The organism is Arthrobacter sp. StoSoilB22, from assembly GCF_019977315.1.
Taxonomy (GTDB): Bacteria; Actinomycetota; Actinomycetes; order Actinomycetales; family Micrococcaceae; genus Arthrobacter.
Genome location: NZ_AP024652.1, coordinates 941,201 through 964,113 on the forward strand (window position 1 = coordinate 941,201; position 22,913 = coordinate 964,113).

Annotated in this window: 11 protein-coding genes and 3 rRNA genes; 12 read left to right on the forward strand and 2 right to left on the reverse strand. The window is 60.8% G+C overall.

The genetic code is table 11. From position 1 onward, the window contains the following. Window positions 1-20: 20 nt before the first annotated feature. A complete protein-coding gene (rlmB, locus tag LDN70_RS04655) occupies window positions 21-1,013 on the forward strand; it encodes a 23S rRNA (guanosine(2251)-2'-O)-methyltransferase RlmB (RefSeq protein WP_223941908.1) in 993 nt (330 codons plus the stop codon). Window positions 1,014-1,277: 264 nt separating this feature from the next. Here rlmB and LDN70_RS04660 read toward each other — a convergent pair whose 3' ends face one another. After that, the gene (locus LDN70_RS04660; protein ID WP_223941909.1) at window positions 1,278-2,087 is read right to left on the reverse strand and encodes a carbon-nitrogen hydrolase family protein; all 810 of its coding nucleotides are present in this window, start codon (window positions 2,085-2,087) and stop codon (window positions 1,278-1,280) included. Window positions 2,088-2,327: 240 nt separating this feature from the next. Here LDN70_RS04660 and glgX point away from each other — a divergent pair, with 240 nt between their 5' ends. Genes glgX through LDN70_RS04675 form a run of 3 tightly spaced genes read left to right on the forward strand, consistent with a single transcriptional unit; the run spans window position 2,328 to window position 5,306 of the window. Continuing rightward, window positions 2,328-4,442, forward strand: a complete 2,115-nt coding sequence (gene glgX, locus LDN70_RS04665) for a glycogen debranching protein GlgX (RefSeq protein WP_223941910.1) — start codon at window positions 2,328-2,330, stop codon at window positions 4,440-4,442. Between the two features lie 27 nt (window positions 4,443-4,469). Beyond that, on the forward strand, window positions 4,470-4,940 hold the full coding sequence (locus LDN70_RS04670; RefSeq protein ID WP_166842862.1) for a guanyl-specific ribonuclease: 471 nt from the start codon (window positions 4,470-4,472) through the stop codon (window positions 4,938-4,940). A 6-nt stretch (window positions 4,941-4,946) separates the two neighbouring features. Beyond that, window positions 4,947-5,306: a barstar family protein gene (locus tag LDN70_RS04675; protein WP_166842861.1), complete on the forward strand. Its 360-nt coding sequence runs from the start codon at window positions 4,947-4,949 to the stop codon at window positions 5,304-5,306. A 137-nt stretch (window positions 5,307-5,443) separates the two neighbouring features. Here LDN70_RS04675 and glgP read toward each other — a convergent pair whose 3' ends face one another. Continuing rightward, on the reverse strand, window positions 5,444-8,068 hold the full coding sequence (gene glgP, locus LDN70_RS04680; protein WP_187697048.1) for an alpha-glucan family phosphorylase: 2,625 nt from the start codon (window positions 8,066-8,068) through the stop codon (window positions 5,444-5,446). Between the two features lie 125 nt (window positions 8,069-8,193). On the opposite strand from glgP, the gene LDN70_RS04685 reads away from it, so the two are divergent. From LDN70_RS04685 to LDN70_RS04720, 8 genes are all read left to right on the forward strand, one after another. Next, complete coding sequence (locus LDN70_RS04685; RefSeq protein ID WP_187697050.1) at window positions 8,194-10,278, forward strand: alpha-1,4-glucan--maltose-1-phosphate maltosyltransferase; 2,085 nt, start codon at window positions 8,194-8,196, stop codon at window positions 10,276-10,278. Beyond that, a complete protein-coding gene (gene treS / locus LDN70_RS04690; protein ID WP_142936557.1) occupies window positions 10,278-12,074 on the forward strand; it encodes a maltose alpha-D-glucosyltransferase in 1,797 nt (598 codons plus the stop codon). Before LDN70_RS04685 ends, treS begins: the two co-directional genes overlap by 1 nt. Window position 12,075: 1 nt before the next feature. Continuing rightward, window positions 12,076-15,732 (forward strand): 1,4-alpha-glucan branching enzyme, encoded by a 3,657-nt coding sequence (locus LDN70_RS04695; protein WP_223941911.1) that lies wholly within the window; start codon window positions 12,076-12,078, stop codon window positions 15,730-15,732. A gap of 561 nt (window positions 15,733-16,293) precedes the next feature. Continuing rightward, window positions 16,294-17,814 (forward strand): 16S ribosomal RNA (locus LDN70_RS04700). 593 nt (window positions 17,815-18,407) lie between these two features. After that, window positions 18,408-21,548, forward strand: a 23S ribosomal RNA gene (locus tag LDN70_RS04705). Window positions 21,549-21,699: 151 nt separating this feature from the next. Continuing rightward, window positions 21,700-21,816 (forward strand): 5S ribosomal RNA (gene rrf, locus LDN70_RS04710). Together the 16S, 23S and 5S rRNA genes form the textbook arrangement of a ribosomal RNA operon. Window positions 21,817-21,904: 88 nt before the next feature. Next, window positions 21,905-22,399: an SRPBCC domain-containing protein gene (locus tag LDN70_RS04715; RefSeq protein ID WP_142936553.1), complete on the forward strand. Its 495-nt coding sequence runs from the start codon at window positions 21,905-21,907 to the stop codon at window positions 22,397-22,399. Next, window positions 22,392-22,913, forward strand: a complete 522-nt coding sequence (locus tag LDN70_RS04720) for a GNAT family N-acetyltransferase (RefSeq protein WP_223941912.1) — start codon at window positions 22,392-22,394, stop codon at window positions 22,911-22,913. The genes LDN70_RS04715 and LDN70_RS04720 overlap by 8 nt, the downstream gene beginning before the upstream one ends.

Genomic DNA, 22,913 nt, shown 5'->3' on the forward strand with positions numbered 1-22,913 from the left:
AAAATCAAGGATGGAATCTCATGGCCAATAATGGTCGCCGGTCGGTCAAACAGAAGAAGGGCCCCACCACCGGAACCGGTGGCCACGGCCGCAAGGCCCTGGAAGGCAAGGGTCCTACGCCCAAAGCGGAGGAACGCACCTACCACAAGGCATACAAGAACAAGCAGCTGGCTGAGCGCTCGGCTGCCAAGCGCGGCCCGGGCACCCGTCAGGGTGGTGCCGGCGCCCGCTCCGGTCCCAAGGGCCGTGCAACTGAAGAGCTGGTGACGGGCCGTAACTCGGTGGTCGAGGCTCTCCGCGCCGGAATCCCGGCCAAGGCTTTGCACGTCGCCATCCGCATTGAGATGGACGACCGCGTCAAGGAATCCCTCAAACTCGCGGCCGAACGCGGCATTCCGCTGCTCGAAACCGGCAAGGTTGAGCTGGACCGCATGACCGAGGACGCCGTCCACCAAGGCCTCGTACTGCAGATCCCGCCGTACGAATACGAGGACGCATACGACCTCGCCGAGACGACCCTCGCCAAGTGGAAGAAGGGGCACATTTCCAACGCCCCCATCTTCGTTGCACTGGACGGCATCACCGACCCCCGCAACCTCGGCGCGATCATCCGCTCCGTCTCCGCTTTCAGCGGCCATGGCGTGATCGTCCCCGAGCGTCGCTCCGTCGGCGTCACGGCGTCCGCCTGGAAGACCAGCGCCGGTGCCGCTGTCCGCGTCCCGGTTGCCCGCGCGTCGAACCTGAACAACGCGCTCAAGCAATTCAAGAACATGGGCATCTATGTCCTTGGCCTGGACGGAGACGGCGACGTCTCGCTGCCCGACCTCACCGTGGCAACCGAGCCCGTGTGCATCGTGGTCGGTTCAGAAGGTAAGGGCCTGAGCAGGCTCGTGCGCGAAAACTGCGACCAAATCGTCTCGATCCCGATCGACTCCGCCATGGAATCGCTCAACGCATCCATGGCCGTCGGTATCTCCTTGTACGAAGTGTCGAGGCAGCGCGCCGCCAAGTAATCCTCGCTCGGCGCCGCAAGCGCCAAGTAGTCCTCGAGAAGGCGCCGCAAGCGCCATCCTCCGCGTGCTCGCTCGTTCCTCGCTTAGACGCACGCTACCGGATGGCCCTTGCGGCGCCTTTCGTGTGCCCGGAGTTCAACGCTCTATCACATCCGTCGGGTTTGGGCCGGACGCTCTCTCACATCCCTCGGGTTTGGGCCGGACGCTCTATCACATCCGTCGGGTTTGGGCCGCCGAGCAAAATGGGGAATCCACCGGGACGGGTTAGAAGTCGCGGCGGTTGGCCAGCACGGGAAGTTTTTGCCGGGCGTCTTCCACAGTGGCGGGGTCGAGGTCGTAGAAAATGAGGCCCGGCTCGCCTTCGAGGGTTTCCAGTACCTGGCCGAACGGGGATACGACGGCGGAGTACCCCACTCCCGTGGGCGCGGAACCTTTAACCTCGATGCCTTGGCTTGCCGGATCGCCTTGGCCGCAGGCGAGGACGATCGTGGTGGTGTCCACGGCACGGGCACGGGCCAAGAGTTGCCACTGCTCGGCCTTGCCGGGCCCGGAACCCCAGGACGCGGAAACGATGTTGACTACAGCGCCGCGCTGGGCATTGGCCATGAACAAGGCGGGGAAACGGATGTCGTAGCAGGTGGCCAAACCAAAGGTGAGACCACCGGCGTCGAACGTTACCGGATCGGTGCCAGCCTCAACGGTGTCCGATTCCGCAAAACCGAACGCGTCAAAGAGGTGGATTTTGTCGTAGCTCGCTTCCACGCCCGGTCCCGTGGCCAGAAGCGTGTTCCGCACCCGCGGTGAACCGGAATCGGAGGGGCTGCCCGGGGTGAACATGCCCGCCACGATCACCAGCTGAAGTTCCTCGGCGAGGGCTCTCACCCGGCTGGCCCACGGCCCGTCCAACGGCTCGGCGATGTCCAGCAGCGAGTTTCCGAACGCGCGCATCATCGCCTCGGGGAACACCACCAACTCGGCGCCGCCGTCCTTGGCCCGGCGGGCGTTGTCCTCAAGGAGCCGCAGGTTGCCGGCCAGATCCCGGCCGGTGATGACTTGGGCAAGTGCCACTCGCACGATGTAACCTCCAGTTGTCTTGGTCCCAGTATGCCAATCCGACTGGCAAGGAGGCAGAGCAAGGCGACACAATTGCTTCCCTCCATCCCCACCCGGCCGGACTCACATGCGGCGTTTCAGCACGTGAGTGGCTGATCAAATCCCGCCATATTGGGGCAAGTAATGAAATCGAGACGCTGAACGTCGTCACATGGCGGGCCCGCGCGGTACATACTTTGCGTGGAACTAAACTTGCAAGCAATGGTTATGCCTATTTTTGACACAGCAACTGCCCTGGACGCATCGCAACCCAGGCCCCTCGGACTGAGCACGCCCCAGTCCGCAGTTCCCGACGCCCAGACCACCCCGGAAAATTTGGTGAACGTGGCCGTGTTCGCCCCGGATCTGGACCGGGTGGAGGTGGTGTTCCAAGCACCTGGGGAAGCTTGGCAGTCCCACATCCTGTCCAACACCGAGGACGGCGTGCACTTCAGCCTTGTCAACGGCATGCCGCCAGGCACCCGCTACGGCTTCCGGGCCGCCCCGAGCGAGGGCGGGCTTCCTCTGTCCATGCCGGCTTTGGACCTGGATAACGACGGCGGCCAGCCGCTGCTGCTCGATCCTTATGGCCGCGCCGTGGACCAGCGGGGCGAGTTCCTCACCAGTGTCCACGTGGAGACAGGCTTTGATTGGGGCGACGATCAACCGCCGCGGACGCCCATGCGTACCTCGGTGATCTATGAGGCACACGTCCGCGGCCAGACCATGCTCCACCCGGACATCCCGGAGCACCTCCGCGGGACGTATGCTGGCATGGCGCATCCTGTGATGATCCAGCACCTCACCGAACTAGGCATCACCGCTGTCCAGCTCCTGCCCATTCATTTCCACCTGGATGAGTCCCATCTTCAGGACCTGGGAATGACCAATTATTGGGGCTACAACACGGCCGCTTTTTTCGCTCCCCACGCTGACTACGCCACGGAGGCGGCTCGCAACGCTGGTCCCCATGCGGTGCAGGATGAGCTCAAGGGCATGATCAAGCTGCTCCATGCGGCGGGGATCGAAGTCATCCTTGACGTCGTGTACAACCACACCGCCGAGGCGGGGCCGGACGGACCGCCACTGAGCTTCCGTGGATTGGCTGAGAAACGCTATTACCGGCACGATGCCCACGGCCGTTACTTGGATACCACCGGGTGCGGCAACACGTTGGATTTCAGTGATCCAGTAGTGGTTGACCTGGCATTGGATTCCTTGCGTTACTGGGTGAACGACTTCCATGTGGACGGGTTCCGCTTCGACCTCGCCGTGACACTGTGCCGCGATGCCAGCAACACCTTTGATCCGCAGCACCCATTCCTGCAGGCGATTGCCGAGGACCCCGTACTTTCAGGGGTCAAACTGATCGCCGAACCTTGGGACGTGGGCTACGGTGGCTGGCAGACCGGCCGCTTCCCGCAGGGCTGGTCGGACTGGAATGACCATTTCCGCGACGGCGTCCGGAGCTTCTGGCTCTCCGACCGGGCTGCCATGGAATCCGGTGGCCATGGCGGCTCCATTGCGTCACTGGCTGAGCTGATGGCGGGCTCCGCCAATCTCTTCGCGTCATCGGGACGCACACGGCTGGCCAGCGTCAACTTCATCACTGCTCATGACGGCTTTACCCTCAAAGACCTGGTGAGCTACGACCGTAAGCACAATGAGGCTAACGGCGAGCAGAACCGGGATGGCCACGGAGACAACCGCAGCTATAACCACGGCGTGGAGGGGCGGAGCGAAAACGAGGCAATCGTGGCCGCCCGCGCACTGTCGGTCCGCAATCTGATGGCCACTTTGCTCCTGTCTTTCGGTGTTCCCATGATCACTGCCGGTGACGAGATCGGGCGGACCCAACAGGGCAACAACAATGCCTACTGCCAGGACAACCCCACGGCTTGGCTCGATTGGAGCCGGACCCAGGAAGCCAATGCCATGTTCAGGACCACGCGCGAACTGGTCAGGCTGCGCCGGTGGTTTCTGCGGCATCAGCCCGAGAGTTTCCCCGGCAACGCCAACGACTCCAGCTTGCAATGGTTTGATGACAAGGGAAAGCGGATGACTCCGGCGCGCTGGAACGAGCCCGACCTCCGTTCCGTCCAGCTCCTGATGGGTCACGAGGACAGTGAGATCCGCGGCTTGATCTCGGTGAACGGCAGCAACCAGGACGTGAAAATGGTCCTGCCTGAGATTTTGAGCGAGTCAGGCATCGGTAAGCGCATGTTCGAACTTCGCTTCACCACCTCGGTGCTGCATGAGCGCAGGAAGGGGGCGTTGGTGGCTTCCGGCGAGCGGGATATCCTGCAAGCCAACACCATTAACGTCTACCGCACCTAGGCACTAACCACGCAGGGAGTTCACCGCATGAGCAGCCGAAACAAACTGGTGGCCTTCGCGGGACTGGTGATCGCCGTCGTCGTGCTGGTGGTTGCCATGGTGGGCGGAGGCTCACTGACCGCGCAAACCACGACGCCGGAACCTGGCTCTCCGTCGACGTCACCGAAGGCAGCAACCACCGCAGCTGCCACCCCTGCCGTCGCCAACCCTTCTGCGCTGCCCTCCATCAATGCCTCGCAGCTACCCAGGGAAGCCCGCCAAACCCTTGCCCTGATTGCTAAGGGCGGCCCGTACCCTTACGACCGTGACGGCGTGAATTTCGGCAACTTCGAGGGTTTGCTGCCCAAGAAGTCCGGTGGTTTCTACAAGGAGTACACAGTGCCTACGCCAGGGGAGTCGGACCGTGGCGCGCGACGAATCATTGTGGGCAAGGACTCAGCCAAGTACTACACACCGGACCATTACGAGTCCTTCAAATTCATTGTCGAAGACAAGTAGGAGCTCATGAAGATTTATTCCGCAGACACCTGGACGCTTGAAGAACTGCAAGAGCAGGTCTCCGACGCCGGCCGCCGGACCCTCCTTGTCCCGCCGGCGACCACCAAGCAGGCGGTTCTGGAGGTTTTCGGCCAGGTCCTCGACTTCCCCGAGTATTACGGGGTGAACCTCGACGCCCTCAACGACTCCTTGCACGATTACGCCGATGCCCTCTCTGAGGATGACGGCAGCCCAGTCACCATGATCTGGCAAGTCCCCGCGGCCTACCGCACGGACCGCTCCTTCGGAGTAGTCTGCGAAATCCTCCAAGACGCCGAAAAGTACGCCGGACGGGACCTCACGGTCATCGCGGTCTTCGAAAACTAGTCGCGCCAACGGGCCCTATGGATCCCAACCGTAGCGGGCCTTGAGACGCAATTGGCGACCGTGACCCGGCAGCGTGCGTCAAAGCGACGAAGGAGCAGCACGCAGAGGGTTACGGTCGCCAATTGGGCTACGGCGGACTAGGCGTTCGCGATCAATCCCAGCTCAGCTTTGGATGCCAACGCTGAGTGCTTCGGGAACACCCGGACGGTATAGCCGAAGGAGCCGGACCTGTTGATCACCAAGGACCCGCTGAACAGGTGGCGTCCGCCGCCGAGGTCTTCCACCGAGTCCAGTTCGGCAACCACAATGTCTTCGAGCTCGTCGGATTCCTCGGCTCGTCCGAAGGCTACTTCCACGGAGACGTCGTCGGGTGTCAGGTTGTTGAGAGCCACGTAGGCGTTGACTTGGAGCGCGTCGCCTACCTGGGGTTCTTCGGAGACGCCCACGGAGTCAACGTGTTCCACCACAACCTCGGGCCACGCGTTCCTTACCTTGGTGGTCCAGGATGCGAGCTCCTTGGCTTCCTTGAACGCTTCGGCAACTGCCCTGCGTCCGGATACAGCGGCCGGGCAGTAGAGGTTGTTGACGTAGTCGTGGAGCATGCGTTCTGCCGAGACTGCCGGGCCCAGGTTGGCCAGCGTGTGCTTGATCATTGACACCCAGTGGGTGGGCACGGTCTCAACGCTGGATTCCGAGGGTCCGGCCGCGCCGGCGGCTTGTGCCACCGTTGTGCCGTAGAACCGTGGCGCTACCTGGGTTTCCAGGAGTTCGTAGAGTGCCGATGCCTCAATGTCGTCCCGTTCCTCGGAGGAGGCGTTGTTGTTGGCTGTGGGGATTGCCCAGCCGTTTTCGCCGTCGTACATTTCGTCCCACCAGCCGTCCAGGACGGAGAGGTTGAGCGAGCCGTTGATGGCTGCTTTCATGCCGGAGGTGCCGCACGCTTCGAGCGGGCGGAGCGGGTTGTTGAGCCAGACGTCGCAGCCGGGGAACAGGGTCCTTGCCATGGCGATGTCATAGTTGGGCAGGAACACGATCCTGTGCCGCACCTGGGGGTCGTCGGTGAACTTGACCAGGTCCTGGATCATTTTCTTGCCGGCGTCGTCTGCGGGGTGGGACTTGCCTGCAATGACCAGCTGGATGGGGTGCTTGGGGTCCAGCAGGAGGGCTTTCAACCGTGCAGGATCGCGCAGCATGAGGGTGAGCCGTTTGTAGGTGGGCACACGGCGTGCGAATCCGATGGTCAGGACGTCGGGGTCCAGCACGGAGTCGGTCCAACCGAGTTCGGCATCGGCCGCGCCGCGCTTCTTCCAGGAGGCGCGGAGCCGGCGTCGGACGTCGTCGATGAGCTGGGCGCGGAGCTCCCGGCGGAGGGCCCAGACGTCTTCGTCGCTGACGTTGTAGGCCAGGTCCCAGCGTCCCATGGCTTCGGCTTCGGCCCCGAATTGGGTCCGTGCAAGGGCGGAGATGCGGGGATCCACCCACGTGGGCACGTGGACGCCGTTGGTGACGGAGGTGATGGGGATTTCGGAGTGGTCGAATCCCGGCCAGAGTCCGGCGAACATTTCGCGGGACACCACGCCGTGCAGCTTGGCCACACCGTTTGCTCGTTGCGCCAGGCGCAGGCCCATTACGGCCATGTTGAACACCGAGGGGTTGCCGCCGTCGTAGTTTTCGCGTCCGAGTTCCAGGATGCGTTCGGTGGGCACGGCGGGTGCCAGCCCGGCTTCGAAGAAGTGCTTGATTTGCACGGTTTCGAAGCGGTCGATTCCGGCGGGTACGGGTGTGTGCGTGGTGAAGACGGTGGATGCCCGGCCGGCGGCGAGGGCTTCGTCCCAGCTGAGGGGGTGGTCGGTGTTGGACATGGCTTCCTGGATGCGTTCAATTCCCAGGAAGCCGGCGTGACCTTCGTTGGTGTGGAAGACCTCGGGCGCGGGTGTGCCGGTGATCTCCTGATAGACGCGCAGGGCTTTGACGCCGCCCATGCCCAGGAGAAGTTCCTGCTGGAGCCGGTGGTCGCCGCCGCCGCCGTACAGGCGGTCGGTGATGCCGCGCGCGGCTTCGTCGTTGGAGGGGACGTTGGAGTCCAGGAGCAGCAGAGGAACACGTCCGACGTCGGCACGCCAGACATGCGCGTGGAGTTCGCGTCCGTTGGGCAGCGGCAGGGAGATGTGGACTGGCTTTCCGGGGGCGCCGTCCTTGGCAGGGTGGCGAAGCAGCGTCAGGGGGAGTCCGTCGGGGTCCAGGACGGGGTAGGTTTCCTGCTGCCAGGCGTCCCGGGAGAGCGACTGCTTGAAGTAGCCGGCCTGATACAGAAGGCCTACGCCGATCAGCGGCACGCCGAGGTCCGAAGCAGCCTTGAGGTGGTCGCCGGCGAGGATTCCGAGACCTCCGGAGTACTGCGGAAGCACTTCGGTGATGCCGAACTCGGGGGAGAAGTACGCGATGCACGCCGGAGCGTCCTCGTTGAGGCCCTGGTACCAGCGGGGTTCGCTGAGGTAGCGGTCCAGATCGGCTGCGGCGTGCTGAACGCGTTCCACAACCTCTCCGTCGTTTGCCAGGTCCTGCAGTTGCTCGCGGCTGATGGACCCCAACAAGGCGATGGGGTCGTGCTGCGAGGCCTCCCAGAGAGCCGGGTTAAGGCTCGCGAAAAGTTCCCGAGTGGGCCGGTGCCAGGACCAGCGCAAATTGGTCGCCAGACGGGCCAAGGGCCTGATGGGCTCGGGGAGGACGGTACGGACTGTAAACCTTCGAATAGCCTTCACGAGCGCCACACTAACGGACTCGCATGGAAGCCGGAACTGCATTGGGTTTCTTTTAGGTAAAAGTCATCTTGCGTCGAGGAGAAAGGTCGTGTGCTTAGCATTCTGTGATTTTTCTCGCTAACGTCGTGGTTGTGACGAAAACCGCGCGAACCATCACCGCTCTGAAATCCAAGACGACTACGGACATCACCGAGGGACTTCGCTTCGGCCGGTTCCCCATCACGGCCGTGCAGCCGGTGGTTGAGGGTGGCCGTTTCCCGGCGAAGGCCTTGCCGGGCGAGGACCTCGTGGTTGGCGCCACGGTCTTCCGTGAAGGCCATGACCAGCTGGGCGTATCCGCTGTGCTGCTCGATCCCAAGGGCAAGGAGCGTCAGCGCGTCCGCCTGACCCCGGCCGAGGGCGAGCAATGGAAGGGCCTGGACCGCTGGGAGGGCTTGATCACGCCCGCCGGCACCGGCGCCTGGTCCTTCGTCATTGAGGCCTGGCATGACCGCTACGGCACCTGGCACCACAACGCTGAGGTCAAAGTGGGGGCCGGCATTGACGTTGAGTTGATGCTTGCCGAGGGCGCTGCCCTCCTCGCCGAAGCAGTGGACGACGCCGGACGCAGCGCTGCGGAGAAGCGCACCTTGCGTGCCGCTTCCGTTGTGCTCTCCGACACCACCAAGACTGCCGAGGAGCGCCTTGGCGCCGGCTTCAGCCCGGAGGTGCTGGCCGCCGTCGGACGCGTTCCGATCCGCGAACTGGTGACTGTTTCCGAGCGTTTCCCGCTGCAGGTGGAGCGCGACCTCGCGGGCCGCGGTTCCTGGTACGAGTTCTTCCCCCGCTCAGAGGGCGCTGTACTGGATCACTCCACCGGCGTGTGGACCTCAGGCAACTTCCGGACGGCAGCCAGAAGGCTCGACGCCGTGGCGGAGATGGGCTTCGACATCATCTACCTGCCACCTATCCACCCGATCGGTTTTCAACACCGCAAGGGCCGCAACAACACGTTGACTCCGGGCCCGCAGGATCCCGGTTCGCCGTGGGCCATTGGTTCCCGGGACGGTGGCCATGACGCCATCCACCCGGAACTGGGTACGTTTGAGGACTTTGACGCGTTCGTAGCGCGAGCCAACGAGCTCGGACTTGAGGTTGCGTTGGACCTCGCCCTGCAGGCAGCTCCGGACCACCCTTGGGTTGCGTCCAACCCGGAGTGGTTCACCACCCGAGTGGACGGTTCCATCGCTTACGCAGAGAACCCGCCGAAAAAGTACCAGGACATTTATCCCCTGAACTTTGACAACGACCCGGCCGGCCTTTCCAAGGAGATCCTGCGGATTGTCCAGCTGTGGATCAGCCACGGCGTCAAGGTTTTCCGTGTGGACAATCCCCACACCAAGCCCGTCTGGTTCTGGGAATGGCTGATCGGCAAGATCAACAAGAAGAACCCCGAGGTTGTTTTCCTGGCCGAAGCCTTCACACGCCCGCCCATGATGCACGCTTTGGGCCGCGCGGGATTCCAGCAGTCCTACTCCTACTTCACGTGGCGGAACACCAAGACCGAGCTGGAGCAGTATTTCCACGAGGTCAGCCACGAGACCGCTGCCTTCTTCCGTCCCAACTTCTTTGTGAACACCCCGGACATTCTCACCGAGTACCTGCAGTACGGTGGCCCGGCCGCGTTCCGCATCCGGGCGGTCTTGGCCGCTACGGCCAGCCCGCTGTGGGGCGTCTATGCGGGCTATGAGTTGTACGAGCACGTGGCCCGTCCGGGCGCGGAGGAGTACATCGATAACGAAAAGTACGAGTACAAGGCGCGGGATTGGGAAGGCGCTGCCGAGTCAGGGAGGACCTTGGCGCCGTACATCACCAGGCTCAACACCATCCGCAAGGACCACGTGGCCTTGGGCGATCTGCAGAACCTGACACTTCACAGCAGCACCGACGACGCCACGATTGTCTACTCCAAGCACAAGACGCTGCCGGACGGCACCAAGGACACCTTGATCATTGTGGTCAACGTGGATCCTCACAGCACCCGCGAAAGCACGGTGTCCTTGGACCTGGGGGCCCTGCAGTTGGATCCTTCGGACTTCAACGAGGACGGCCGGTTCCGGGTGGACGACTTGATCAGCGGTGAGAGCTGGGAGTGGGGCGAGCACAACTACGTCCGCCTGGATGCCCACGTTGAGCCGGCGCACATACTGAGCATCCGGAGGCAGCCTTAGTGAGTTTTTCTCCGCAGAACCCCAGCCAGTACTTCACGCCGAAGAACACCTTCGAGTTGAACGCCCCAGGTCTCCAGCACGATCCGCACTGGTACCGCAAGGCAGTCTTCTATGAGGTACTGGTGCGGGCTTTTGCGGACGCCAACGGGGATGGGTCCGGCGACTTCCACGGCCTGATCGAGAAACTGGATTACCTCCAGTGGCTGGGTGTTGACTGCCTGTGGTTGCCGCCGTTCTTCCATTCCCCGTTGCGCGATGGCGGTTACGACATTGCGGACTACACGTCCGTGCTGGACGAGTTCGGCACCATCAGCGACTTCAAAAGATTGGTTGCCGAGGCCCACGCCCGTGGGGTCCGTGTGATCATCGACCTCCCGTTGAACCACACCTCGGACCAGCATCCCTGGTTCCAGGAATCGCGTAAGGACCCAACGGGTCCCTACGGCGATTTCTACGTGTGGAGCGATACTGACGAGAAGTACCAGGACGCGCGCATCATCTTCGTTGACACAGAAGAGTCCAACTGGACGTTCGATCCCATCCGCCGGCAGTTCTTCTGGCACCGCTTCTTCAGCCACCAGCCGGACCTGAACTTCGAGAACCCCAAGGTGATTGAGGCGCTCTATGACGTAGTCCGCTTCTGGCTGGACCAGGGCATCGATGGCTTCCGTGCTGACGCCATCCCTTATCTGTTCGAAGAAGACGGAACCAACTGCGAGAACCTGCCTGCCACGCACACCTTCCTGCAGGACCTCCGCCGGATGGTGGACTCGAACTACCCCGGCCGGGTCATCATTGCCGAGGCGAACCAGCCCCCGCATGAGGTGGTGGAGTACTTTGGCACGGAGGAAGCCCCCGAATGCCACATGGCCTTCCACTTCCCCATCATGCCCAGGCTCTACTACGCCTTGCGGGACCAGAAGGCCGCTCCCATCATTGAGACACTGCGGAACACCCCGGAGATACCCAAGGGCGCGCAGTGGGGGACTTTCCTGAGGAACCACGACGAACTGACGTTGGAGATGGTGCCAGCAGAAGAGCGCGCCGCCATGCTCGGATGGTACGCCCCGGATCCGCGGATGCGGGCCAACATTGGTATTCGACGACGCTTGGCGCCGTTGCTGGACAACTCCCGTTCCGAGATTGAGCTGATCAACGCGCTGCTGCTGTCCTTGCCGGGCAGTCCTTTCCTCTATTACGGGGATGAGATCGGCATGGGGGACAACATTTGGCTCGATGACCGTGATGCCGTCCGAACTCCGATGCAGTGGAACCCTGATCGGAACGCAGGTTTTTCCGGTGCTGATCCAGGCCAGCTGTACCTGCCGGTCATCCAATCGCTGGTGTACAACTACAGCATGGCCAACGTTGAGGCCGAGGCCGCGCACTCAGGTTCGCTGCTGCGCTGGACCCGCCAGATCCTGAGCGTCCGGAAGAACCATCCGGTGTTTGGTCTGGGCGGTTTCCGGCATATCGAGGCGGATCATGAAGTGGTGCTCGCCTATGTTCGCGAGTTGCCGGCGGGTAACCCCGAGGGGGAGGACGCCGAAACCATTTTGTGCGTCTTCAACCTCTCCCAGCACCCTGTAGCGGCAACGCTGGACATTCCCGAGTTCGCGGGCAGGGGCCTGCGCGACATTTTCGGCGGCCAGCCCTTCCCGGCGGTCGGAGACAACGGTCATCTGACCGTGATGTTGGGCAGCCACAGCTTCTATTGGCTGCGGGTTCGCTCGGCATTTTCCAATCCCTCGTCGCCTTTTACCCAGGCGATTCCCGTGGTGACCTCCAAAGGATGAGATGAACGAGGAACACTTGAGCCCCTCCATTGAAGGACTTCTCCGGACCTGGCTGCCAGGCAAGCGCTGGTTCCCGGTCAAGAGCCCCGACTTTGCGCTGGAGCAGGTGGGCGGCTTCAGCCTCCCCCATGCAAGCGGCGACGCACAGCTGGAAGTTGTGCTGTTGGCGGTAACCCACCGAACGGCCGACGGCGGTTCGCGGACTGACGTTGTTCAGGTTCCGTTGAGCTACCGGAGCCAGCCGCTATCCGATGCGCCAACAGCTTTGCTGGGCGAGGTGACGGATCCAGAACTAGGCCTGAGGCTCGTTTACGATGCCGTCTACGATTCCGACTTCGTCACAGCATGGCTGGAACTCATGCGCAGTGAAGGAACAGTGGGCGGTGCCCAAGGACACCTAACCACTGGCCGTGTAGCGCTCCCGAAAGACCCAACGTCAGTGCGTGTCCTCTCGGGTGAGCAATCCAACACGTCAGTCATCATTGACGACGGCGATTCGGCGGCGATCATCAAAATCTTCCGTGTGCTTGCCGACGGCAAGAATCCTGAAGTGGAGCTTGGCGCTGCCCTGACCGCGGCTGGCACCACGGAGGTTCCCGCGACGCTTGGCTGGATTACCGGCTCGTGGAATGGTCCGGCGTCGAACGGTTCAACAGTGGCCACCGGTGAGCTGACCGTTGCCCACGAGTTTCTCCTCGGCGGCCGGGACGCTTGGCGCCTGGCGGTGGAGGCAGCCGCGGCCGGTAAGGATTTCACCGCAGAAGCCCGCGGGCTGGGCGCTGCTACTGCCACGGTTCATGCCAGGCTCGCTGAAACATTCGGAACCCAGGACGGGCAGGAACAGGGCCCGGACATCATCGCCTCAGTAGTCCGGCGCGTCCGCGGCTCGTGGGCGGAAGCCTCGTCCGCCGTCGGGCCCCATGACCAACAACTCGATGAGTTGCTGGCGGCTCTGGATCCCCGCGACGTTGGCCAGTTGCAGCGCGTCCACGGCGACCTCCACCTGGGCCAGATTCTGTTGGTTCCCGGCACTGAGGGGCAGCCAGGGCGGTGGGCCATCCTTGACTTCGAGGGCGAGCCGCTCCGGACCATTGATGAGCGCAATACTCCCGATCTTCCTTTGCGGGATGTCACCGGGATGCTGCGCTCGTTCGACTACGCAGCCGGGGCCGCCACGCTCGAAAACATCGACGTCAAAGTGCCTGAAGCCTGGGTGGATGACTGCGCTGCCGCGTTCCTTGAGGGGTATAGCGAGGTCACCCCGGGAACTATTGACCGCCGCTCGCCGCTCTTTGTGGCATTGTGGCTGGACAAGGCCTTATACGAGGTTGTTTACGAGTTGCGGAACCGGCCCGACTGGTTGTCGATCCCCGTGAATGCATCCCGACGAATCCTCGAAAACACTAGCCGCGGCAAGCATGCGGCAGCTACAGCGGAAGGTAATGACATGACTGGCTCTGCACGCACCGAACGGCCGCGAGTTCCCCTGCACGTGGACTCCGAGACCTTGGAACGCGTGGCGGCCGCCGCCTACCATGCACCCCACTCAGTGCTGGGCGCACACTTGGACGATCACGGCCACGTCACTATCCGCACCGTGAAGCACCTCGCGAAGTCCGTGGTTGTAGTGACCGAAGCCGGCCGCACCGACATGACCCACGAGGCCCACGGCGTCTGGACTGCTGTTCTGGAACCGCTGCAGGCCGGCCACGTGCCTGACTACCGTTTGGAAGTGGTGTACGACGTCGAACCCGTCACCATCGATGACCCGTACCACTACCTGCCTACCGTGGGTGAGGTGGACCTGCACCTGATCGGCGAAGGCCGCCACGAACGCCTTTGGGATGTTCTGGGTGCGCACGTTCAGCATTACCGCTCCGCGCTGGGCGAGGTAGACGGTGTTTCCTTCGCCGTCTGGGCCCCCAACGCCCAGGCCGTACGTGTGAAGGGCGACTTCAACGCGTGGGATGGCCGTTCCCACGGAATGCGTTCACTGGGGTCCTCCGGTGTGTGGGAACTGTTCATCCCGGGTGTTGTAGCAGGGGCGTGCTACAAATACGAGATCCTGACCAAGTCGGGACACTGGATTGAAAAGGCCGATCCGCTGGCTTTCGGCACCGAGGTTCCGCCACTGACGGCCTCACGTGTTGTGGACGCCAGCTACCGGTTCAAGGATGCGGAATGGATGAGCGCGCGTGCTGCGAAAGACCCGCACAACTCGCCCATGAGCGTCTACGAAGTCCACCTGGGATCCTGGCGGCTGGGCCTTGGCTACAAGGAACTCGCCAAGGAACTCGTGGACTACGTGAAGTGGCTCGGCTTCTCCCACGTTGAGTTCATGCCGGTGGCGGAGCACCCCTTCGGCGGTTCGTGGGGCTACCAAGTGACGTCCTACTTCGCGCCGACCTCACGGTTCGGACACCCGGACGAGTTCCGGTTCCTGGTGGATTCGCTTCACCAGGCCGGCATCGGCGTCCTCCTTGACTGGGTACCTGCCCACTTCCCCAAGGACTCCTGGGCGCTGGCACAGTTCGACGGCCAGCCACTGTACGAGCACTCGGACCCTGCCTTGGGCGAACACCCGGACTGGGGAACGCTGATCTTCGACTTTGGGCGCAGCGAGGTCAGGAACTTCCTGGTGTCCAACGCGCTGTATTGGCTGGAAGAATTCCACATTGATGGCCTGCGTGTAGATGCTGTTGCCTCGATGATCTACCTGGACTATTCCCGCGAAGAAGGGCAGTGGAAGCCCAACAAGTTCGGCGGGCGTGAGAACCTCGAAGCCATTTCCTTCATGCAGGAAGTTAACGCCACCGTTTACAAGTCCCACCCGGGCGCCATCATCATTGCCGAGGAATCCACCGCATTCCCCGGTGTTACGGCTCCCACCAACCACGGCGGACTCGGGTTCGGGCTCAAATGGAACATGGGCTGGATGCATGATTCGCTCAAGTACATTTCCGAAGACCCCATCAACCGCAAATGGCACCACGGCACCATCACGTTCTCCTTGGTCTATGCCTTCACTGAGAACTTCCTGCTGCCCATCAGCCACGACGAAGTAGTTCACGGCAAAGGCTCCATGCTGCGCAAGATGCCGGGCGACCGGTGGCAGCAACTGGCAAACCTGCGCGCCTTCTTCGCGTACCAGTGGGCGCATCCGGGCAAGCAGCTCATCTTCATGGGCACAGAGTTCGGCCAGGAAGCCGAATGGTCCGAACAGTACGGACTGGATTGGTTCCTCGCCGACATTCCCGCGCACCGCGGGCTGCAGCTCCTGATCAAGGATCTGAACGAGCTCTATACCGCAACGCCGGCCCTTTACCAGCGGGACAACGAGGCCGGCGGTTTCCAATGGATCAACGGCGGGGATGCTGATCACAACGTCCTCACGTTCATCCGCTGGGACCACGATGGCAAACCGCTGGTGTGCGCAGTGAACTTCTCCGGCGGTCCGCACAAGGATTACATCTTGGGCGTACCTGCAGCAGGGGAGTGGACGGAAGTCCTCAACACGGACGCTGAGACATACGGCGGCTCGGGGGTTGTCAACGCAGGATCACTGACGGCGTCTACTCCGGGAACTGATGGACAACCTGCGGCGCTGACTGTAACGCTTCCTCCGCTGGGCGCCTCATGGTTCACGCCGGCTGGCTGATCCTCTCTCACATCACCACCCTTTTCCAGCGTCCCTCGCTCACATAACGGCCGCTTTCGAGCAACGCTCTCTCACTCACGTGGGGGAGCGTTGCTGGTTCCCGGCCGGCTTGCGTTTACGGCCGGATCTACAGGCAAGGGCTCGACGACGGCGGCCCTCACCAAGGCGGCTTTGCCAACCGGGGCCAAGTGTGGGTATAGTTAGTACCCGCGCTGCTCCACTGGTTGAGACCGCAAACTGACAAGAAACCGCAAGGAAAAATCAAGTCAGTCTTGCCGATTTGACCGTAAGGAATCCAGCCGGTAAGTTTGAAAAGTTGCTCCGGAGCGATCCAGTTGAGGCTGGTGGTACTGCTCTGGAATAGTGACCTGTTGTTTGAGAACTCAATAGTGTGCCAAGTTTGTTGATACCGATTGTTTTTTTGATTGGTTGAAATTATGGCTGGATCATTGCGCACCCCCGTGTGTGGTGGTCTGGTTTTCAGCTGGTTTCGAATTTTGTGCAGCCGTGTTTGCCGTTATTTCCGGTGGGTGTGGTTGTGTCTGTTTGATTTGTTTTACTTCAACGGAGAGTTTGATCCTGGCTCAGGATGAACGCTGGCGGCGTGCTTAACACATGCAAGTCGAACGATGATCCCAGCTTGCTGGGGGATTAGTGGCGAACGGGTGAGTAACACGTGAGTAACCTGCCCTTGACTCTGGGATAAGCCTGGGAAACTGGGTCTAATACCGGATACGACCATTCCACGCATGTGGTGGTGGTGGAAAGCTTTTGTGGTTTTGGATGGACTCGCGGCCTATCAGCTTGTTGGTGGGGTAATGGCCTACCAAGGCGACGACGGGTAGCCGGCCTGAGAGGGTGACCGGCCACACTGGGACTGAGACACGGCCCAGACTCCTACGGGAGGCAGCAGTGGGGAATATTGCACAATGGGCGCAAGCCTGATGCAGCGACGCCGCGTGAGGGATGACGGCCTTCGGGTTGTAAACCTCTTTCAGTAGGGAAGAAGCGTAAGTGACGGTACCTGCAGAAGAAGCGCCGGCTAACTACGTGCCAGCAGCCGCGGTAATACGTAGGGCGCAAGCGTTATCCGGAATTATTGGGCGTAAAGAGCTCGTAGGCGGTTTGTCGCGTCTGCTGTGAAAGACCGGGGCTCAACTCCGGTTCTGCAGTGGGTACGGGCAGACTAGAGTGCAGTAGGGGAGACTGGAATTCCTGGTGTAGCGGTGAAATGCGCAGATATCAGGAGGAACACCGATGGCGAAGGCAGGTCTCTGGGCTGTAACTGACGCTGAGGAGCGAAAGCATGGGGAGCGAACAGGATTAGATACCCTGGTAGTCCATGCCGTAAACGTTGGGCACTAGGTGTGGGGGACATTCCACGTTTTCCGCGCCGTAGCTAACGCATTAAGTGCCCCGCCTGGGGAGTACGGCCGCAAGGCTAAAACTCAAAGGAATTGACGGGGGCCCGCACAAGCGGCGGAGCATGCGGATTAATTCGATGCAACGCGAAGAACCTTACCAAGGCTTGACATGAACCGGAAAGACCTGGAAACAGGTGCCCCGCTTGCGGTCGGTTTACAGGTGGTGCATGGTTGTCGTCAGCTCGTGTCGTGAGATGTTGGGTTAAGTCCCGCAACGAGCGCAACCCTCGTTCTATGTTGCCAGCGCGTGATGGCGGGGACTCATAGGAGACTGCCGGGGTCAACTCGGAGGAAGGTGGGGACGACGTCAAATCATCATGCCCCTTATGTCTTGGGCTTCACGCATGCTACAATGGCCGGTACAAAGGGTTGCGATACTGTGAGGTGGAGCTAATCCCAAAAAGCCGGTCTCAGTTCGGATTGGGGTCTGCAACTCGACCCCATGAAGTCGGAGTCGCTAGTAATCGCAGATCAGCAACGCTGCGGTGAATACGTTCCCGGGCCTTGTACACACCGCCCGTCAAGTCACGAAAGTTGGTAACACCCGAAGCCGGTGGCCTAACCCTTGTGGGGGGAGCCGTCGAAGGTGGGACCGGCGATTGGGACTAAGTCGTAACAAGGTAGCCGTACCGGAAGGTGCGGCTGGATCACCTCCTTTCTAAGGAGCTGCTAACAACTGGTTGCTGTGCCTGCATGGGTGTGGTGGTGGTTGTCAGTGTTGCCCATTGCGCAGGCGTCTGTTCTGCGGTGGGTGCTCATGGGTGGAATATCAACGAATCAAATTTTTTTGGCATGGCCTTGACTGGTTGTGTCCTGGTGCTAGTACGGCGGTCTGTGTCCCTTTTGGGGGTGTGGGTTGTGTGGAACGTGGCTGGGGCGTGGTTGGTGTGGGGTTGTGTTTGGCGCACTGTTGGGTCCTGAGGCAACAGGACCTTTTTGCAGCAATGCATAGGGGGCACTTCTGGTGTTTCTTTTGTTCCTGCTTCCGGTACGGCCGCTCGTGTGCATGGCTCCCCTTTTTTGGTGGGGGTTGTGGTGGGTGGTGGTCTGGTTGACGGGGTTGTTGTTTGAGAACTACATAGTGGACGCGAGCATCTAGAACATGCATGTGGCTGATCGTCTATCCCTTTTTGGGTGGGGTGGTTGGTGTGTGTGTTCTTACAGCAATTTCTTATGAATGAACCTGGCCCTTGTGGTCGTGGTTCTCTCGAATAGATGATGCATGACCGGATGAGAGTCCGGTCTTTGTGTGGTCAAGTTTTTAAGGGCACACGGTGGATGCCTTGGCATTAGGAGCCGAAGAAGGACGTAGGAATCTGCGATAAGCCTGGGGGAGTTGATAACCGAGCGTTGATCCCAGGATGTCCGAATGGGGAAACCCCGCACAACGCTGTCATGGTGATTGTGTGACCCGCATCTGAACACATAGGGTGCGTGGGGGGAACGCGGGGAAGTGAAACATCTCAGTACCCGCAGGAAGAGAAAACAATAGTGATTCCGTTAGTAGTGGCGAGCGAACGCGGATCAGGCTAAACCGTTTCATGTGTGATAGCCGGCGGGCGTTGCATGGGCGGGGTTGTGGGACTTTCCGTTCTGGTTCTGCCGGACCAGTGAGGTGAGGTGCAGGCATAGGTGAACGGTCTTGAAAGGCCGGCCAGAGAGGGTGTGAGCCCCGTAACCGTAATGTTGTGCACGGCCTGGGGAGTATCCCAAGTAGCACGGGGCCCGAGAAATCCCGTGCGAATCTGTCAGGACCACCTGATAAGCCTAAATACTTCCTAATGACCGATAGCGGACCAGTACCGTGAGGGAAAGGTGAAAAGTACCCCGGGAGGGGAGTGAAACAGTACCTGAAACCGTGTGCTTACAATCCGTCGGAGCAGTCTTGTTACTGTGACGGCGTGCCTTTTGAAGAATGAGCCTGCGAGTTAGTGTTACGTCGCGAGGTTAACCCGTGTGGGGTAGCCGTAGCGAAAGCGAGTCTGAATAGGGCGAGTGTAGTGGCGTGATCTAGACCCGAAGCGGAGTGATCTACCCATGGCCAGGTTGAAGCGACGGTAAGACGTCGTGGAGGACCGAACCCACTTCAGTTGAAAATGGAGGGGATGAGCTGTGGGTAGGGGTGAAAGGCCAATCAAACTCCGTGATAGCTGGTTCTCCCCGAAATGCATTTAGGTGCAGCGTTGCGTGTTTCTTGCCGGAGGTAGAGCTACTGGATGGCCGATGGGCCCTACAAGGTTACTGACGTCAGCCAAACTCCGAATGCCGGTAAGTCAGAGCGCAGCAGTGAGACTGTGGGGGATAAGCTTCATAGTCGAGAGGGAAACAGCCCAGACCACCAACTAAGGCCCCTAAGCGTGTGCTAAGTGGGAAAGGATGTGGAGTTGCGAAGACAACCAGGAGGTTGGCTTAGAAGCAGCCATCCTTGAAAGAGTGCGTAATAGCTCACTGGTCAAGTGATTCCGCGCCGACAATGTAGCGGGGCTCAAGTACACCGCCGAAGTTGTGGATTTCACATATTGCCCTAGCCTTCGTGGTTCAGGGGTGTGGAGTGGTAGGGGAGCGTCGTGTGGGCAGTGAAGTCGCGGTGGAAACCAGCGGTGGAGCCTACACGAGTGAGAATGCAGGCATGAGTAGCGAAAGACGGGTGAGAAACCCGTCCGCCGAATGATCAAGGGTTCCAGGGTCAAGCTAATCTGCCCTGGGTAAGTCGGGACCTAAGGCGAGGCCGACAGGCGTAGTCGATGGACAACGGGTTGATATTCCCGTACCGGCGAAAAACCGTCCATGCCAAGCGGGGGATACTAACCGCCCGGAGCCTGCCCTATCACCCTTGTGGTGTGTGGGTTTTGGCCGAGCGCGGGATCTGATCCCGGGAGGTAAGCGTATTAACAGGTGTGACGCAGGAAGGTAGCCGGGCCGGGCGATGGTTGCCCCGGTCTAAGGATGTAGGGTCAGGGATAGGCAAATCCGTTCCTGTGTGTTTCGAGCACGATCCTGAGATCTGATGGGACCCCCGTTCGGGGGGATCCGGTGATCCTATGCTGCCAAGAAAAGCATCGACGCGAGGTTTTAGCCGCCCGTACCCCAAACCGACACAGGTGATCAGGTAGAGAATACCAAGGCGATCGAGAGAATTATGGTTAAGGAACTCGGCAAAATGCCCCCGTAACTTCGGGAGAAGGGGGGCCTGCCCCGTGATGGAGACTTGCTCTCCGTGAGCGGGTGTGGGCCGCAGAGACCAGGGGGAAGCGACTGTTTACTAAAAACACAGGTCCGTGCGAAGTCGCAAGACGATGTATACGGACTGACTCCTGCCCGGTGCTGGAAGGTTAAGAGGACCGGTTAGCCCTTACGGGCGAAGCTGAGAATTTAAGCCCCAGTAAACGGCGGTGGTAACTATAACCATCCTAAGGTAGCGAAATTCCTTGTCGGGTAAGTTCCGACCTGCACGAATGGAGTAACGACTTCCCCGCTGTCTCAACCATAAACTCGGCGAAATTGCAGTACGAGTAAAGATGCTCGTTACGCGCAGCAGGACGGAAAGACCCCGAGACCTTTACTATAGTTTGGTATTGGTGTTCGGAGTGGCTTGTGTAGGATAGGTGGGAGACGTTGAAACCCGGACGCCAGTTCGGGTGGAGTCATCGTTGAAATACCACTCTGGTCACTTTGGACATCTAACTTCGGCCCGTGATCCGGGTCAGGGACAGTGCCTGATGGGTAGTTTAACTGGGGCGGTTGCCTCCTAAAAAGTAACGGAGGCGCCCAAAGGTTCCCTCAGCCTGGTTGGCAATCAGGTGTCGAGTGTAAGTGCACAAGGGAGCTTGACTGTGAGAGAGACATCTCAAGCAGGGACGAAAGTCGGGACTAGTGATCCGGCGGTACATTGTGGAATGGCCGTCGCTCAACGGATAAAAGGTACCTCGGGGATAACAGGCTGATCTTGCCCAAGAGTCCATATCGACGGCATGGTTTGGCACCTCGATGTCGGCTCGTCGCATCCTGGGGCTGGAGTAGGTCCCAAGGGTTGGGCTGTTCGCCCATTAAAGCGGTACGCGAGCTGGGTTTAGAACGTCGTGAGACAGTTCGGTCCCTATCCGCTGCGCGCGCAGGAAATTTGAGAAGGGCTGTCCTTAGTACGAGAGGACCGGGACGGACGAACCTCTGGTGTGTCAGTTGTACTGCCAAGTGCATCGCTGATTAGCTACGTTCGGATGGGATAACCGCTGAAAGCATCTAAGCGGGAAGCTCGCTTCAAGATGAGATTTCCATACACATTATGTGTGAGAGGCCCCCAGCCAGACCACTGGGTTGATAGGCCGGATGTGGAAGCGAGGACTAAAGACTCGTGAAGCTGACCGGTACTAATAGGCCAACAACTTACACCACACAACACACACTGCACGCGTCCACTATGTGGTTCCCGAACAACAACCGTTCGAACCAGGAACCAACAACTAAATACACAACACCACAGTTGTAACCACAGTCTTCCCACCCCCACCCCAGAACAACCTGGACGGGGGACGGGTAACAGAGTTACGGCGGTCATAGCGTGGGGGAAACGCCCGGTCCCATTCCGAACCCGGAAGCTAAGACCCACAGCGCCGATGGTACTGCACCCGGGAGGGTGTGGGAGAGTAGGACACCGCCGGACAACCATTAAGAAGAGCCCCAGCCACCGGCTGGGGCCCTTCGACTTTAACCCACCTGTGTACCTTCCGCCCCCGGTAGAGTTGGTGGTCATGGAAAATCTTTTCAGCCATCCAGAGTCGGAGCCCGAACCGTCCCAACAGGCCGGCGATGGCCTTGACCCCCTGATCATTACTGTTGTGGTTCCTACCAACGTCTCGCATGCCTTCCAGGGTTTCACCGATCATCCACATCTGTGGTGGCCGCTGGAGCAGGAGAGTGTGTACGGCGAAGGATCTCATGTTGAGTTCGAAGAGAACTTGATACTGGAGACGGCCGAGGATGGCCGCACATCAGTATGGGGGACTATCGACGATTGGCAGCCTCCACTGTCCTTCCACGCGAGCTGGTATCCGGCCAGTACGCCCCTGTGGTCCACGGAGATCCGCGTGGTTTTCCGGGCCGTGGAGGAGGGCACTGAAGTCCGGTTGATCCATGACGGCTGGGAGGGCGCCGAAGACCCTGCGGCCTCACGCACGTCCTACGCCGAGGGGTGGCCCCGTGTATTGGAGCGCTACGTGAGGTTCATGGGCGGAGCAGTTGCCTAGGATCCGCAGGCTCCACGCTAATGACTGGCCGTTGTTGAAGGCTGTCCGCCTGGAGATGCTCACGGATACGCCCATGGCCTACGTGGAGAGCCTGGACGCGGCCCGCCGGCAAACAGACACCCAGTGGCAGGAGCGTGCTGCCGCGATGTCCGGCGATGCCAGCATCACCCTGGTTGCCGATACAGGCGAAGAGGGCAGCAAACTCTGCGGCCTGATGCGTGTGGTGGTCAAGCACCCCCGGATCCCGGAGAAACCGCTGCAGGCCATGCTCATCAGCGTCTATGTGGCACCCGAGCATCGTGGCCTGGGATTGGCCGACGAACTCCTCCGAGAGGCGTGCCAAGCCGCTGCCGGAGATTTCGCGGCCGAAAGCATGGAGCTTGGGGTGCACGAGGACAACTCAAGGGCGCTTGCGTTCTACCGGCGCCACGGATTCCAGACTACGGGTGCCAGCCGGCCCTATCCGCAGGACACATCGAAACTGGAGCTCGTGATGGAACGGCTGCTGCCGTAG